Raw genomic sequence first — 16,124 nt, forward strand, 5'->3', positions numbered from 1 at the left:
CCAAGATTTTTTTTCTACTGACTTATCACTTTATATTTTGGAACCAATATTTTCATTACTGTCCATGCGATAAGATATGCTACGGCACAGGCTGAAAATATGATCATGTAGCCCTTGTCGATTCCGTCTACAACTACTGATCCTGATTTTTCCAACTGCTCAAAAAATCCGTCGGGTAATCTTTCGTTGATGTATTGAGGGTATTTTTCCAATAAAGGAATTCCGTCAACCGTGGACCAGGCTTTATGAGCATGATCGAACAATACGCCTGAAGATTTATTAATAATGAATGAACCAATTCCACCCGCCATTCCGCCAATTCCGGTAATGGTTGCAATAGCTTTTTTCGGAAACATATCGCCTACTGTCGAAAAAATATTTGCCGACCAGGCCTGATGTGCTGCTCCTGCAATTCCGATAATTAAAACCGGAATCCAATACGTTAACGAACCTAAAGGTTGTGCTAAAAGGGCCAACAAAGGAAAAAATGCGAAAATCAGCATTGCTTTCATTCTTCCTGAGTAAGCATTCATGCCTTTCTTTTCCACAAAATATTTTGGAAGCCAACCGCCGATGATTGACAATAAAGTAATCATATAAAGAACGAATAATGGTAATGCACTTTGTGTAGAATCCATTTTGTAAACGGAGCTTAAATAAGCCGGAGTCCAGAATAAAAAGAACCACCAAACGCCGTCTGTCATAAATTTTCCAAAGACAAAAGCCCAGGTCTGTCTGTAACTGAAACATTCTTTGAAAGTGAACTTTTTTTCTTCTGCCTTCACAGTATTTTCTTCAGCAGCAAAGTCTTCCTGATCCTGCTGAATATAGGTTAATTCATGCTCGTTAACTTTATGATGTTCGTGAGGTTTTTTGTAGTAGAAAATCCATAATCCCATCCATACAAATCCCAACGCTCCAATGATGATAAATGCCCATTCCCATCCCATGGCTTTTGCAATAAAAGGAATGGTAACCGGTGCTGCCAAAGCCCCAACCGTTGCTCCTGCATTGAAAATACTTGTTGCTAAAGCTCTGTCTTTTTTAGGGAAATATTCCGCTGTAGTTTTAATTGCTGCCGGGAAATTTCCTGCTTCACCAATAGCCAATACGAAACGTGCAAAAATAAATAGCGTTACACTCGTACTGATGATGGCAGAGGTATTGGAAACTGTAGAAATCAATTCTTTAGATCCGTGAAAGCCTGCCAACCAGTTTCCGGTAAGAATTCCTGAAGTTGCAATTCCGCAAAATGCATGTAAAACTGCACCGACAGACCAGATTCCGATTGCCCACAGGAAACCTTTTTTAGTATCCATCCAATCGACAAATTTTCCAGCGAAAAGCATTCCTACTGCATAGAAAATAGAGAATAATGCCGTGATATTTCCATAATCATTATTGTTCCAGTGAAATTCCGGTGCGATAAAATCTTTCCACGTCAAAGATAAAACCTGACGATCAAGATAATTGATTGTTGTTGCAATGAACAGCAAAAAGCATATCGTCCATCTGAAGTTGCTCGGTTTAAGAGACTTAACTGAACTCATATTAATTTTAGAATTAGTTTTGTTTGAATGTTTTTAAGATGTTTCACTCAGCCAGGATCACAAGGTGTTTCCAGTTTTCTTACTCATTATTATTTTAAAGTCTGAATAATTTCCAGCACTTTTACCGTTTCATTTTCTATAGTTGTATAGTCTTTAGCAAGCATTAATTCTTTGCTTACCAATTTGCTTCCCATTCCTACTGCTGAAACACCGGCTTTAAACCAGCTTTCGATGCTTTCTTTAGTGGTATCTACTCCACCCGTCGGCATAAATTTCAGATTGGGGAAAACATCTTTGATCGCACTCATAAATCCGGTTCCTAATGCGTTCCCGGGGAATAGTTTAATGAAAGTAACGCCAGCATTTTCAGCTTCGATAATTTCAGTCGGCGTCATACAACCCGGACTGTACAACAGATCTTTCGGAATCAAAAATTCTGCAACCTCAGCTACGAAACCCGGACTGATAAAGAAATCTGCTCCTACTTTATAGTATTCTTCAGTTTGTTTTATATTTTTTATTGTGCCAATTCCCAACAGCATTTCCGGCATTTCTGCATTACGGATTTCTACCATTTTTGTAAAATTACTTAACGCAGCATCACCACGGCTTGTATATTCCACTGCACGAACTCCTGCTTTGTAAAGTGATCTCAGTATTTCCAGAGTTACTGTTTCATCAGCATTATAGTATAGAGGCAAAACCCCTTGGTTGATGATCGTATTTGTAACCAATTGAATTTTTGTCATTTTGTTGAATTACTTTGTTGAAAATAATCATTGAAGGGGTTTTATCCATCCTTTAGTATGCTGTCCCTTCAAAATTTTATCTTAATCTTTTGTTTTTAATGCGAAGGGCGCAAAGATTTTCTTTTTAGTGCTTGATGTATATTTTCAAGTTCGCAAAGGCGTTTCACTCAGCGAAGTCTACATTTTTTTAGTTTTATCAACAAGCCAATTGCCAAAAGTCAGCTATCTTTTTATTCTTCCGCCTGAACCTCCGTTCATGACTTCCAGAATATCTTCGACACTACTGTAATTGATGTCCCCTAATATGGTATGTTTTATCGCACAGGCTGCATTAGCGAATTTCAATGCTTTTTCGTCATCAAAATTGATTAACCCATAGATCAAACCTGCTGCAAAAGCATCTCCTGTCCCAATTCTATCGACCACAGGATTAACTTCCAACAATTCAGTTTCAAAATAGTTATCGCCAACTAAAGCTCTTCCCTGTGTTTGTTGAGAACTTGCTGTAACACCAATTCTTATTTTGTCGAAAATTTTATGAATAGAAGGAATTTGCTGTTTTAATTCTTTACATGCTTCAATAAAGCCTTCTTTATCTGAGGGAAACTGAGTTCCGAGAATTTCATTAATTTCATTCACTCCACCGATAAAAATCGTTGAATAAGAAATCAGTTCTTTCAAAACTTCGTTTCCGTTTTTACCGTATTTCCAAAGGTTTGAACGGTAAGCAGGATCGGTTGTAATTTCGATTCCCAATTCACGGGCTGTTTGTAAACCTTCTTTCAGGCTTTTATAAGCGGCTTCGGAAATTCCTGGGCTTATGCCTGTCCAATGGAAATACTGGCAGCCTTCAAGGGCTTTTTTCCAGTCAATCTGTTCAGGCTTACTATTGGCAAAAGAACCGTTCAGTCTATTGTAAGCAATTCTGCTGGCACGAACTGATGAGCCTACTTCTAAAAAGTACAAACCTAAAGGATGTTCATTTTTGTTGATAAATGCGGTGTCAATCCCAAAACTTTTAATGAAGGAAATGGCCGATTCACCTACAAAATCATCAGAAACGCTGCTGATATGTCTTACACCACAACCCATTGTTGCCAATGAAGATGCTACATTAAGCTCCGTTCCGCCGAAAAAGAATTCCATTTCATGGCTTTGCTTCATGGTTCTATTTCCGGGTGGTGAAAGTCGCATGATGACTTCCCCGAATGTGACTATTTTGCTGCTCATTTTTTTAATCAACCTTTAATTTTTTTAAATCATTAAGATTTATTGAAGAGATTATGTAGAATTAATTTGACTTTTTATTAATTCAGCTTAATCTTTTCAATTTATTTAATGATTTAAATCTATTTTTACCTCTTGCAAATTGAGATTATTATGTTAAAAAAACGGTATAATCAGCTCAATCTGCGAGAGATTTTTATTTAATTTGAAATTTAAAAATCAAAATAATTTTTTGCGTTATGATAACAAATATCTGAAATGGTCTTACCAATCAGTTCGATATCATCAGGTAATTCACCGTTTTTCATTTCTTCTCCGAAAAGATTACACAATACTCTTCTGAAATATTCGTGTCTCGGGAAAGAAAGAAAACTCCTGGAATCTGTCAGCATTCCAACGAAACAGCTGATCAACCCCATGTTTGAAAGGGCATTCATCTGCTTGATCATACCGTCTTTCTGATCAAGAAACCACCATCCTGATCCGAACTGTACTTTTCCTTTGATGCTTCCATCATTGAAATTCCCAATCATTGTCGCAAAAATCTCATTGTCAGCAGGATTTAAATTGTATAAAATGGTTTTTGTTAACTTATCTTTTCCGTCTAATGTATTCAGTAATTTAGACAGGGTTTCAGCCTGAACGAAGTCACCTATAGAATCCCATCCCGTATCAGGACCAAGAATTCTGTGCATTCTTTCATTATTATTTCTCAATGCTCCAAGATGAAACTGCTGAACCCAACCATATTTGTGGTACGCTTCTCCTAAAAATAATAAAATGGCAGTTTTGAATTGATTCACCTGCTTTTCAGCAATTACTTTTCCTGAAATTTTATCATTAAAAATTGCGTTTACTTCCGCTTGTGAAGCTTCTTCAAAAGAAATATTATTTAATCCGTGGTCGCACAATCTGCAGCCGTTTTCATGGAAGTATTCAATTCTTTTGATTAAAGCATCACATAAAGTATGATAGGAATTAATTTCAATTCCGGCAGATTCGCCTAATCTTGAAATATAATCCGCAAAGTTGTGATTTTCAATTAAAATTGCTTTATCAGGACGGAAAGCAGTACTTACTTTAATGGTGAAATCGCTTTTTGCTAGATCCTGGTGATAATTCAATAGATCTGTAGGATCTTCCGTAGTGCACAGAGATTCAACATTCATCATTTTTAATAAGCCTCTTGTTGATTTTTCAGGAGTATGAAGCTGAGCGGTGATATTTTCGTAGATTTCCGATGCGTTGTCTGCATTTAACAATTCATCAATTTCGAAATATCTTTTTAATTCCAGATGTGTCCAGTGGTACAAAGGATTTCTCAATGTATACGGAACTGTTTTTGCCCATGCCTCAAATTTTTCTTTATCTGAAGCGTCCCCTGTGATGAATTTTTCGTTCACTCCCATGGTACGCATGGCTCTCCATTTGTAATGGTCACCTGCAATCCAAACCTTTGAGATGTTATCGAAAACAGTGTCTTCCGCAATATCTTTAGGAATCAAATGATTATGATAATCAATGATGGGTTGTTTTTCCGCGTATCTGAAGTATAATTCTTCTGCGTACTTATTTTGTAATAAAAAGTTATCTGTAATAAAAGGTTTCATTCTAATCTGATTCTGTTGTTACTCATTAGCAGGCTTCCCGATGGTTGCCAAAATACCTCCATCCACGTAGATGATCTGTCCGTTGATGAATCTGCTTGCGTCAGAAGCTAAGAAAATAGCTGTTCCTGCAAGATCTTCCGGATTTCCCCATCTTCCTTCCGGAGTTCTGCTGATGATAAAGTCATTAAAAGGATGTCCATCTACCCGGATTGGTTCTGTCTGAGAAGTCGCAAAATATCCGGGACCGATTCCGTTTACCTGAATATTGTGTTTTGCCCATTCTGTCGCCAGATTTTTGGTAAGCATTTTAAGGCCGCCTTTTGCAGAAGCATAGGCTACTACATTGTCACGTCCCAGTTCACTCATCATCGAGCAGATGTTGATGATCTTACCGGATCTTCTTTTGATCATGTATTTGCCAACTAATTTCGACATGATAAAAGGTCCTGTAAGGTCTACATCGATTACTTTTCTAAAGTCTTCCACTTCCATGTCGATTGCCGGAATACGTTTGATAATTCCTGCATTGTTGACAAGGATGTCAATTTTTCCATGGGCAGCTTCCATTAAAGCTACTTTCTGAGCGGCTTCCAGCTCGTCTGTCACATCAAAAAGATAACCGGATGCTTTATACCCTTTTGAATGATAGTAGTTTAAAGCTTCTTCTAATTTTGACGGTGTTGTACCTGTGATCGCCAGTTCAGCACCTGCAGCGGCAAGACCTTCTGCCATTGCCATTCCTAATCCGTGAGTACCGCCTGTAACGACTGCTACTTTACCGGATAAATCAAATAAATTCATTGGAAAAATTACTTTAGTTCGTTAGTTTTGATACCGTCCATATCACCGTAGTCCATATTTTCTCCGGCCATACCCCAGATAAAAGTATAATTGGAAGTTCCGACTCCTGAGTGGATAGACCATTCCGGAGACAATACCGCCTGTCTGTTGGTCATAAAAATATGACGCGTTTCATCAGGTTGTCCCATGAAGTGGCTTACTGTCTGCCCTTCTTCCAGATCAAAATAGAAATAGGCTTCCATTCTTCTGGTGTGAGTATGCGCAGGCATTGTATTCCAAACGCTTCCAGGGTGAAGTTCCGTCATTCCCATTTGAAGTTGGCAGGTTTCCAGTACAGAATTTACAATCAGTTTATTGATCGTACGCTTGTTGGCATATTTCTCTTCACCCAATTCTACAATTTCGGCTTCACTTTTCGTGATTTTTTTAGTTGGATAAGTATGATGTGCGGGCGCTGAATTGATATAAAAATAAGGTTGTGCATCACCTGATTTTTCAAAAACTACTTCTTTAGCTCCTTTCCCGATGTATAAAGCTTCTTTGTTTCCTAGCTCATATACGTCACCGTCTACTGTTACTTTTCCGGCACCACCAACGTTGATGATTCCCAACTCTCTTCTGTCAAGAAAATGCTGGGCTTTCAAATCGTCCGTAGGTTCCAGCTTCAAAGCCTGTGCTAAAGGCATAATACCTCCTACAATCAGCCTGTCATACATAGAATAGACTAATTTTATCTTATCTTCATTAAATAAATCATTGATTAGAAACTCCCTCCTAAGATCTTCAGTGGTATACTTTTTTACATCTTCGGGATGATGGGCGTAACGAAATTCTGATTGTGACATACTACTTTATACTTTTCTTTTGCGGTTTTATCAAAACCTGTTAAACATTGTGTAATCGATTGCATAAAATTACACTAAAATCTGATAGAAATACTTGTGGGATAAATATATAATTATTCTTTAATTAGTTAACAAAAAATTAATTCAAATCCATAAATAACTAATTTACAGCCTATTAATTTTAAAAACAATATGAAAAATGGGAAAATATCTAGGAAATTGCATGGATAATATTAACCAAATTTAATGTTTAAACAGCGTTTTAAATATAAAACTATGCCAAAACAATATAGCAAAATTAAGATATTGATTTGATAATAATAAACAAAAACAACTATATATATTGTATACAATAAGAAAAATTAATATAAAGTATAAAATTTGATTAAAAATATTGATCTGAAAAGATGATAAAAATCAGAAATATTATAAAAAAATATTCTTGACTGTCATTTTGGGAAATTTTCAGGTGCAAAAAAGGATAAATTTTAAGTAAAATTTAAGCTTTAAATTAATAAAGAATAAAGAAATTTGATTTCTTTCGGATCAATATCCCAAGCTAAGATTAAATTAACAAACAATTAATTTACAGCGATTTATAACATTACAACTGTCCATTATTTTGCAAATTCATTTATCTTTCAACAATCAAATTAATGAAAAAATAATATTTTTTTCTTTGTGTATTAAAAAATAATATTAGTTTAGAAGCCAGGATATTTATCATGAAAATTTACGCAATCGATTGCACTCTAAAATGTGTATAATCTTTCAGAAAATATTTGCCGCTAAAAATCAGTAGAATACTTTACAAATCCACACAAAACAAAACGATTGAAAAAAACTTTCAACCAAAAATTAAAACTATAAGGATACAAAATGGATAAAAGAGTACATTCAATAAAGTGGTTATATTTAACTGTCTTTCTACTTCCTGTCCTTGCTACGGCTCAAGAAAAAGAAACTAAAAAGGAAACTGAAAAAAACATTGATGAAGTGGTTTTGGTTGGTTATTCTAAAGTTTCAAAAAAAGATGTTACCAATGCTGTTGGCTCTGTAAAGGCTGACGAAGTAAAAGATATGCCTGTAAACAGTGCGGCAGAGGCAATTCAGGGAAGAGTTGCCGGTGTTCAGATCACGGCCAGTGAAGGTTCGCCTGGCGCTGAAGTTGAAATTAAGGTAAGGGGCGGTACTTCTATTACACAAAGTAATGCTCCTCTCTATATTGTAGACGGAATCCAGATGGATAACGCTCTGTCAATCATTTCTCCTAAAGAGATTGAATCTATTGAAGTTTTAAAAGATGCTGCTTCTACCTCTATTTACGGATCGCGAGGTGCCAACGGTGTTGTGTTGATCACCACAAAAGGCGGCCGCAAAAAAACCAGTGCTCAAATCAATTACAGCGGTTACACAGGGGTAAGAAAAATCACAAACACGATTCCTGTTCTTGACCCTTATGAATTTGTAATGTATCAGTATGAGCTTTACAATAAAAATGGTATTGCCGATGACATTACAGCATTTACAACCCGATATGGTAGTTTCAATGAGCTTGCTGAGAAATACAGAAATATAAAGAAAAGAGACTGGCAGGATGAGCTTTTCGGAAAAGAAGCATTCAACTTCACTCATAATTTAAGCTTAACAGGCGGTTCCGATAAATCTGCTTTTTCATTGACTTTAAATCATGTGGAAGAAGATGGGATTATGCTCTCCTCCGGCTTCAGAAGAAGCATGGCTAATTTCAAATATGATTATGATATTTCAAAAAAACTGAAGGTTGGATTTAATGTCCGATACAGCCGTCAGCTGATTTCAGGAGCAGGAACTTCTGCAAGTGGATCTCAGGGTACCAACAGATTAAGAAACGCTGTAAGATATCAACCTTTCGAAGGAGGCAGCACTGTTCCTATTGATGATTTTGATCCTAACTACGCCACATTAACGAATCTTGTAAATCCTTTAATTTTAAATGATAACGAAGTAAAAGAAGCAAGAACAAATGATTTATTGTTAAATGCATATTTGAATTATAACATTACCAAAAACTTAACTTTCAGAAGTGTTGTAGGATATGTTCAGAAAGATAATTTTATTAATCAGTTCTGGGGCACCGTTACCAGTGACGCAAGATCGAATAACAATCAGCCGATTGTACAGTTAACGAGAAACCAGACCAGAAGAATTACCAATACCAACACTTTAAATTATACCCAAAAATTTGGAAGTCATAAATTAGACTTATTATTGGGAGAAGAAACTGTACAGACTGACGGAGAAACCTCAAGTACATACACCAAATGGCTACCAGTATCTATTACACCTAATGAGGCTTTTGCTAATATCCAATCTGCAACTCCACCTTCAGGGATGATTCAGGATGCTCCCAAAACCGGTGCATTACCTCCGGACAGACTTCTTTCTTTTTTTGGTAGAGCAAACTATATTTTTAATAATAAATATATCATAACAGCCTCTATAAGAGCAGATGCATCCAATGTCTTCGGAGTAGGAAATAGATGGGGAACTTTTCCTGCAGTTTCTGTAGCATGGAAACTTAAAGAAGAAAATTTCCTTAAAAATAAAGAATGGCTGGAGGAGCTTAAATTACGTTTCGGGTATGGTCTTGCAGGAAACAACAGAATTCCGGCCTACCTTTATGATACTTTCTTCACGACTTCCACCGACTATGGATATACCTTCGGAAGCGGTGTAACTCCGGGAGCTACTACAGGAAATACTTTGGCAAACAAAAACGTAACATGGGAAGCTACCGTATCTAAAAACTTAGGACTCGACTTCGGTTTTTTTAACGGAAGATTATATGGTAGCATTGATGGATATATTACTGATACAAAAGATTTATTGGTCTTAGCAAAAATTCCTCAGACGTCAGGATATGAGTATCAGTATCAAAACTCAGGAAAAACACAGAACAAAGGTCTGGAATTTACACTGGGAGGACTTATTGTCAATAAAGAAAACTTTACATGGAAAACAGATTTCAACATTTCTACCAACAAAAATATTATTAAAAGCCTGGGGGCGAATGTTTCGGGAGGAAATGATTATTATCTGGTGGCTTCAGGATGGGTAAACAGTTTGTATGACTTCATTGCTAAAGTGGGAAATCCTGTAGGAACTTATTATGGATACGTAACTGAAGGACGCTATGAGATCAGTGATTTCGATTTCAACCCGACCACTCAGGCTTATACATTAAAAAACGGAGTTCCAAGCAGCAGTTCTGTAGCTAACGGTTCAAAACCAATCCAGCCGGGAGATCTTAAATTGAGAGACCTGAACGGTGATGGACAAATTACCGCAGCCGACCAGACCGAACTTGGAAATGCACAGCCAAAATTCTTCGGAGGTTTCAGCCAGACTTTCAGATACAGAAACTGGGATATGAGTTTATTCTTTAATTTCTCTATCGGAAACAAAGTGTATAATGCCAATAAAATCGAGTTTACCACTCAATATTTATACAGAGACAACAACATGTCTGCCGATGTTGCAGACAGATGGAGATGGTTCAATGATCAGGGGGTAAAAGTTACAGATCCTACTGCTTTGGCAGCGCTAAATGCAAACACAACCATGTGGACACCGCCACAAGGAAATTACATCCTTCATTCTTACGCCATCGAAGACGGATCTTTCTTAAGACTGAATAATGTTACAATAGGATATACCCTGCCAAAAAACTCACTGGAAATGCTTGGTATCAAAAATTTCAGACTGTATGCTACGATAAATAATTTATTTACCATCACAGGTTACAAAGGATATGATCCTGAAGCCAGTACAAGAAGAAACCCTTTAACTCCGGGAGTTGATTACGCTGCATATCCTAGAAGCAGATTTATTTTAACAGGTATTGATTTAACCTTTTAATTGAAAATTAACATGAAAAAAACAATAATTATAATAAGTTGCATTCTATCTCTTACCACCATCCATTCATGTAGTGATTATCTTGAACCTGAAAACTATTCAAGTGTTGCAGAAGCTCAGCAATTCGATAGTGTATCCGACACATTTACCGCTTTAGTGGGAGTTTACAGCCAGCTTGCAGGTGATGACGGATACGGGCAGAGATTAGCATTAATATATCCGCATTCAAGTGATGATTTCAGAACTTCGGGAGATTACAACTGTAATGACAGAAGAGGTCTCGCAACATTTGGTGCCTGCCCTACCAATACAGAATTAAATAAGCCTTTCTTAAAATTATATTCAGGAATTGAAAGAGCCAATCTTTGCATTAAAAACATTCCGCTGTCTCCTGTTTACAAGACAGGTTCTGACGCTGATAAAAAATTAATGGACAGATACCTTGGAGAAGCTTTAACATTAAGAGCTCAGTTTTATTATGAACTGATCAGAAACTGGGGTGATATACCTTTTCAAGACAAACCATCTGCAGATTATGACAATCTTTATTTAGCGAAAACTGACAGGGACGTTATTTACGAAAAAATGATTGCTGATCTTGCCCAGGCTGCAACCTTAGTTCCGTGGAGATCCGAAGGAAGCACGACCAATGCCAGAATTTCCAAAGGTTTTGTAAAAGGATTAAGAGCAAGAATCGCACTAGCAAGAGCAGGATATTCTTTAAGAAGAAATCCACAGCAGATGGTGAAGGGAACCAATCCTCAAACCTATTATCAAATTGCTCTTGATGAATGTAAAGACATCATGAATCATACTGGTGAACATAGCTTAAACCCAAGCTACGAGCAAGTTTTCAAAGCTTTACATTCAAACTCGCAAGACACCACCAACGAAATCATTTTCTGTGTAGGAGCATTCGGAGGAAACGCAAGAACAGACAGTAAAATCGGTTACTATAATGGCTTAAAGCATGATGACAACTCCAGCTGGAAAGGCGGAGGAGGAATCAATGCCCTTCCGACTTATTTCTACGAATTCAGTAAATATGACTTGAGAAGAGATATGAACGTTGGAATTTTCAAAGTGAATAATTCTAATCAGGCTGAACTCGTAAATGCCATTTCTTTCACAGATTCTAAATACAGAAAGTCATGGACCAATGTAACAGGACCTTCTCAAAATCTTGCTGTTGACTGGCCTTTACTGCGTTTTTCAGATGTATTATTAATGTTTGCTGAAGCAGATAATGAACTTCACGGAGCGCCTTCTTCAGATGCCATCAATGCGGTAAAAGCGGTAAGAAACAGGGCTTACACAGGAAATTTAGGACAAGTTGGAACAATTCCTACCGATAAAAATGGGTTCTTCAATTATCTTGTTCAGGAAAGATTATTGGAACTGGGTTGTGAAGGGATCAGAAAATATGACTTGATCCGCTGGAATTTATTAGATGCTAAAATTACGGAAACAAGACAAAAGTTAACGGCTTTTGCCAACGGAACAGGTCAGTATGCTAACGTACCATTGAATCTTTATTATAAGAAATCAGTTTACGACCCTACAAAAACGGCACAGCAAAATATTAATGATATCGATATTTTCTTTACAGGAGGAGATAAATCCCAGGTATTTTATCTGCCTTCTCAGGATGCAACTCCAGCAGGATATACTAAAATAGCGTGGAGAGCCGCAGTGTTACCAACATATATCAGCGATCCTGTAAAAGGTTTTGCGCAATATTTCCAGCCCAACAAAAGAGAATTATTGCCTATTTACAGTGATATCATTATGTCCAATTATAACCTTACACAAGATTACGGCTACTAGAAATTAAAAATACATTCATATTAAGTTGAGAATACAGGCTTGGCCTTGGCTAAGTCTGTATTTTAAATCAAATTAAACCTTTATGAAAGCTCCTCTCATTAATATAAATTTTAACTTCATTTCAATACTTTCGATACTATTGTTAAGCCTTCTTTCTTTTAAAACTGCCGATAAAACGATCGTGGTTTCAAAAGACGGAAAAGGCAGCTTTACCACCATACAACAAGCCATTGATGCCATTGAAAATGATTCTTCTATAAGGACAAAAATTTTAATTAAACCCGGAGTTTACAAAGAAAAAATTACCATTCCTGAAACAAAAGGTCCCATTGTGTTAGAAGGAGAAAACCCTCAAAACACCAACATTACGTATGATGATTTTGCTTCAAAAAAGAATGCAGAAGGAAAAGATATCGGAACCACAGGTTCTTCTACTATTTTTATTTATTCAAATGATTTCACAGCGAAAAACATTTCATTTGAAAACAGCTCAGGAAAAGTTGGGCAGGCCGTTGCCGTACTGACTTCAGGAGACAGAATCGCTTTTGAAAACTGCAGATTCTTAGGAAATCAGGATACATTGTACTTAAAAGGAGCTCAGGATTCCACTGACAAGACAAAACCATCAAGAAATTACTTTAAAAACTGCTATATCGAAGGTACAACCGATTATATTTTCGGAGCCGGAACTGCCGTTTTTGAAAACTGCACCATTTATTCTAAAGAAACGGCAAGCTACGTTACAGCCGCTTCTACCCCACAGGAAAACGAGTTCGGATTTGTTTTTATCAATTCAAAAATCATCGGAAATGCCAAAGAAAACTCAGTGTATTTAGGAAGACCCTGGAGACCTTTTGCAAAAACCGTTTACATTGATTGCGAAATCAATTCTACCATAAAACCTGAAGGATGGCACAACTGGAGCAAACCTGATGCAGAAAAGACCACTTTCTACGCAGAATTCAACTCAAAAGGAAGCGGAGCCCATATTTCCAAAAGAGTTCCGTGGTCACATCAATTAACAAAAGGAGAAAGAAAAAAGTACACTACAGAAATTATTTTAAAAGGAAACGACCGTTGGAACATCAAAAAAAGTTTGAAATAAACCTAATCCAAATCCAAAACACCAAAAAATTTTCAATCTTGAAAAGCACTTCAAAAAAATGTTCACGATAGGGACCTTATGTGGTATTGCAATGTTGACCAATGCTCAGGAAGTCTTGAGTTTTCCGGGAGCAGAAGGTTTCGGAAGATATACAACAGGTGGCCGCGGCGGAAGGGTTTATTTCGTAACAAAACTAACAGATGATGGCTCAGAAGGCACTTTAAGATATGCTTTAGACCAAAAAGGTCCGAGATATATTGTGTTTAAAACCGGCGGAACCATTTATCTGGAATCCCCTTTAAAGATAAAGGAAGGCGATGTTACCGTTGCCGGACAAACCGCTCCCGGAGATGGAATTACAGTTGCCAATTACGAAACTTTCATAGGCGCAGACAATGTGGTTATACGTTACATGCGATTCAGAATGGGCGATCAGAAAAATTTTGAAGGCGATGCGTTAGGGGCAAGATTTGTCAAAAATCTAATCATTGATCATTGCTCTATGAGCTGGTCAACAGATGAAACAGTATCCATTTATGTGAATGAAAACACCACGCTTCAATGGTGCGTGATCGCAGAAAGTTTAAGAAATTCTGCTCACCGGAAAGGCGCTCACGGATATGGCGGAATTGCAGGAGGAAAATTTGCAAGTTTTCACCATAATCTCTATGCTCATCACGACAGCAGAAACCCGAGATTGGGAGAATATGCGGGAAGTGAATTTGCCCTGACCGATCTTACCGATTTCAGAAATAATGTGATCTACAACTGGGGACACAACAATATCTACGGTGGTGAAGGAATGAACGTAAATATGGTTAATAATTACTACAAACCTGGACCTGCAACCATGACCAGACAGAGAATTGTTGCCATTGATAAAAATGAAAAACCAGAGACAGAAGTTTACAATATCTGGGGGAAATATTACATCAGCGGAAATGTGATTGAAGGAAATGCAGAAGTAACAAAAGACAATTGGGCACAAGGAGTTTTCGCACAGATGAAACCTTCTTATAACCTGATGGAAAAAGATAAAAATGAAATAAAAATCAACAAGCCTCATGATATTCAGAATAATGTAAAAACTGATCCTGCAAAAGCAGCTTATGATAAAATTTTACAGATCGGCGGTGCCAGTTTAGTAAGGGATGCTGTGGATTTACATGTTTTAAAAGATGTAAAAAACGGAAGCTTCACTTACAGCGGTTCAAAAGGAAGTTCCAGCGGAATCATAGATTCTCAAAAAGATGTCGGCGGATTTCCGGATTTAAAAAGAGGAAAACCCCTACCCGATTCAGACAACGACGGAATGCCTGATGAATGGGAAATTAAGAATAAATTAAATCCAAAAGTTGCCAATTCCAACGAACGGAATTTGGATAAAAACTACGATAATATTGAAGTATATTTTAACGATCTGGTTAAAAAAATAACCGAAAGACAATACCAATAACCATGAAAACTTTTAGTTTAAAAAACCAGTTATCTAAAAAAGAGATATTATGAAATTCAACTTGTTTAAGATATTAATAGCAGGAGCATTTTTGAGCTCAGCATTTTCTCTGGCTCAGACTTCTGTAATTGAAAAAATTAAGAAAAATCCAAAAGCTCCCTTTTCCTATGCGGAACTTTCCGTAAAAGAAGGAGGAAAATGGGAAGATAATCAGTACATTGGAGGAACTTTCAAAAATGTTCAGGAAATCACTCTTCCTGAATCTCATACCGATCATTCTTACTATATCCGATATGAAGGTATCGGACTGGAAAACAACCAGATCGGCTACAGATTATATCTGGACTGGAGAAACGCTACGGATATTTTCGGTAAAAAAGTAAACACTTTGGTTTTACCTGAAGTCGGACAAGACGGCTTTGAATCCTATCATCACGATGCCTTCTGGGGACAGGACATTTTGAAATCCGGACGTACAATCGGCATCGGTTCTTATGGAAGATATGATGAACAAAATGATTTTGTTGAAACTTTTAAAATTGTAAAAAATACAGCCGTAAAAGTTGTTAATGAAAAAGACCAGTCTTACGCATCTATCGATTATAAAGGCTGGAAAACCTGGGGAAATCCCATCGATTTACAGTCAAAACTGACGATTTTCAACAGAGATAGGTTTGTAAAAGTAGATTTAAACTTAAGCAATACCATTTCAGGATTATGTACAGGAATTGTTGCTTTTAAAAATATCCCGTTAAAACAGGGAATCAGTAAAAATAAGAAATGGGGCTACATTGCTTCTTACGGCAATCAAACCGAAACGAAAAAAGATGATAATCTGGGCATGGCTATCTTCTATTCTCTCGAAAGTTTTGATAAATATGTAAAAATAAAATCAACGCATACTGTAGTTTTCAAGAAAACAAAGAATGTCTCTTATTACTTTTTGGGAGCCTGGTCATGGGAACCAAACGGTTTGGTAACAGAAGAAGCATTTTATCAGGATTTAGATAAAAAACTGGAAATTTTAGATAAAAATAATCAACTTTAAAGTTTA

Annotated in this window: 11 protein-coding genes; 5 read left to right on the forward strand and 6 right to left on the reverse strand. The window is 36.8% G+C overall.

The features are described from left to right. Positions 1 to 14 precede the first annotated feature (14 nt). The 6 genes from OL225_RS10750 to kduI form a co-directional block, all read right to left on the reverse strand. Positions 15 to 1,550: an MFS transporter gene (locus OL225_RS10750; RefSeq protein WP_213278826.1), complete on the reverse strand. Its 1,536-nt coding sequence runs from the start codon at positions 1,548 to 1,550 to the stop codon at positions 15 to 17. 89 nt (positions 1,551 to 1,639) lie between these two features. After that, positions 1,640 to 2,299 (reverse strand): bifunctional 4-hydroxy-2-oxoglutarate aldolase/2-dehydro-3-deoxy-phosphogluconate aldolase, encoded by a 660-nt coding sequence (locus OL225_RS10755; protein ID WP_264518247.1) that lies wholly within the window; start codon positions 2,297 to 2,299, stop codon positions 1,640 to 1,642. Positions 2,300 to 2,521: 222 nt separating this feature from the next. Then, positions 2,522 to 3,529 carry a sugar kinase gene (locus OL225_RS10760; protein ID WP_213278824.1) on the reverse strand — a complete coding sequence of 336 codons (1,008 nt, stop codon included), beginning with the start codon at positions 3,527 to 3,529 and terminating at the stop codon, positions 2,522 to 2,524. Between the two features lie 209 nt (positions 3,530 to 3,738). Next, entirely contained in the window at positions 3,739 to 5,136 is a 1,398-nt protein-coding gene (gene uxaC, locus OL225_RS10765) for a glucuronate isomerase (RefSeq protein ID WP_213278823.1), read from the reverse strand. Positions 5,137 to 5,154: 18 nt separating this feature from the next. Beyond that, the gene (locus OL225_RS10770; RefSeq protein ID WP_264518248.1) at positions 5,155 to 5,937 is read right to left on the reverse strand and encodes a gluconate 5-dehydrogenase; all 783 of its coding nucleotides are present in this window, start codon (positions 5,935 to 5,937) and stop codon (positions 5,155 to 5,157) included. Positions 5,938 to 5,945: 8 nt separating this feature from the next. Continuing rightward, the gene (gene kduI / locus OL225_RS10775) at positions 5,946 to 6,782 is read right to left on the reverse strand and encodes a 5-dehydro-4-deoxy-D-glucuronate isomerase (protein ID WP_213278821.1); all 837 of its coding nucleotides are present in this window, start codon (positions 6,780 to 6,782) and stop codon (positions 5,946 to 5,948) included. Between the two features lie 879 nt (positions 6,783 to 7,661). Between kduI and OL225_RS10780 the strand changes: the two genes are divergently transcribed. From OL225_RS10780 to OL225_RS10800, 5 genes are all read left to right on the forward strand, one after another. Then, complete coding sequence (locus tag OL225_RS10780) at positions 7,662 to 10,682, forward strand: SusC/RagA family TonB-linked outer membrane protein (RefSeq protein ID WP_264518249.1); 3,021 nt, start codon at positions 7,662 to 7,664, stop codon at positions 10,680 to 10,682. A 12-nt stretch (positions 10,683 to 10,694) separates the two neighbouring features. Further along, positions 10,695 to 12,509, forward strand: coding sequence for a RagB/SusD family nutrient uptake outer membrane protein (locus OL225_RS10785; protein ID WP_213278819.1), 1,815 nt, complete (start codon positions 10,695 to 10,697; stop codon positions 12,507 to 12,509). An 82-nt stretch (positions 12,510 to 12,591) separates the two neighbouring features. After that, the gene (locus OL225_RS10790) at positions 12,592 to 13,614 is read left to right on the forward strand and encodes a pectinesterase family protein (RefSeq protein ID WP_264518250.1); all 1,023 of its coding nucleotides are present in this window, start codon (positions 12,592 to 12,594) and stop codon (positions 13,612 to 13,614) included. 58 nt (positions 13,615 to 13,672) lie between these two features. Next, positions 13,673 to 15,070: a polysaccharide lyase family 1 protein gene (locus OL225_RS10795; protein ID WP_264518251.1), complete on the forward strand. Its 1,398-nt coding sequence runs from the start codon at positions 13,673 to 13,675 to the stop codon at positions 15,068 to 15,070. Positions 15,071 to 15,119: 49 nt separating this feature from the next. Then, a complete protein-coding gene (locus tag OL225_RS10800; protein ID WP_213278816.1) occupies positions 15,120 to 16,118 on the forward strand; it encodes a DUF4861 family protein in 999 nt (332 codons plus the stop codon). Positions 16,119 to 16,124: the final 6 nt, after the last annotated feature.

The sequence above is a fragment of the Chryseobacterium viscerum genome (assembly GCF_025949665.1).
Classification (GTDB): Bacteria; Bacteroidota; Bacteroidia; order Flavobacteriales; family Weeksellaceae; genus Chryseobacterium; species Chryseobacterium viscerum_A.

Bases quoted from the DNA above. Each gene is read 5' to 3' on its own strand.
- OL225_RS10800 (WP_213278816.1), top strand. From the start codon at position 15,120: ATGAAATTCAACTTGTTTAAGATATTAATAGCAGGAGCATTTTTGAGC.
- OL225_RS10760 (WP_213278824.1), bottom strand. From the start codon at position 3,529: ATGAGCAGCAAAATAGTCACATTCGGGGAAGTCATCATGCGACTTTCA.
- OL225_RS10770 (WP_264518248.1), bottom strand. From the start codon at position 5,937: ATGAATTTATTTGATTTATCCGGTAAAGTAGCAGTCGTTACAGGCGGT.
- OL225_RS10755 (WP_264518247.1), bottom strand. From the start codon at position 2,299: ATGACAAAAATTCAATTGGTTACAAATACGATCATCAACCAAGGGGTT.
- OL225_RS10790 (WP_264518250.1), top strand. From the start codon at position 12,592: ATGAAAGCTCCTCTCATTAATATAAATTTTAACTTCATTTCAATACTT.
- OL225_RS10750 (WP_213278826.1), bottom strand. From the start codon at position 1,550: ATGAGTTCAGTTAAGTCTCTTAAACCGAGCAACTTCAGATGGACGATA.
- OL225_RS10795 (WP_264518251.1), top strand. From the start codon at position 13,673: ATGTTCACGATAGGGACCTTATGTGGTATTGCAATGTTGACCAATGCT.
- OL225_RS10780 (WP_264518249.1), top strand. From the start codon at position 7,662: ATGGATAAAAGAGTACATTCAATAAAGTGGTTATATTTAACTGTCTTT.
- kduI (WP_213278821.1), bottom strand. From the start codon at position 6,782: ATGTCACAATCAGAATTTCGTTACGCCCATCATCCCGAAGATGTAAAA.
- uxaC (WP_213278823.1), bottom strand. From the start codon at position 5,136: ATGAAACCTTTTATTACAGATAACTTTTTATTACAAAATAAGTACGCA.
- OL225_RS10785 (WP_213278819.1), top strand. From the start codon at position 10,695: ATGAAAAAAACAATAATTATAATAAGTTGCATTCTATCTCTTACCACC.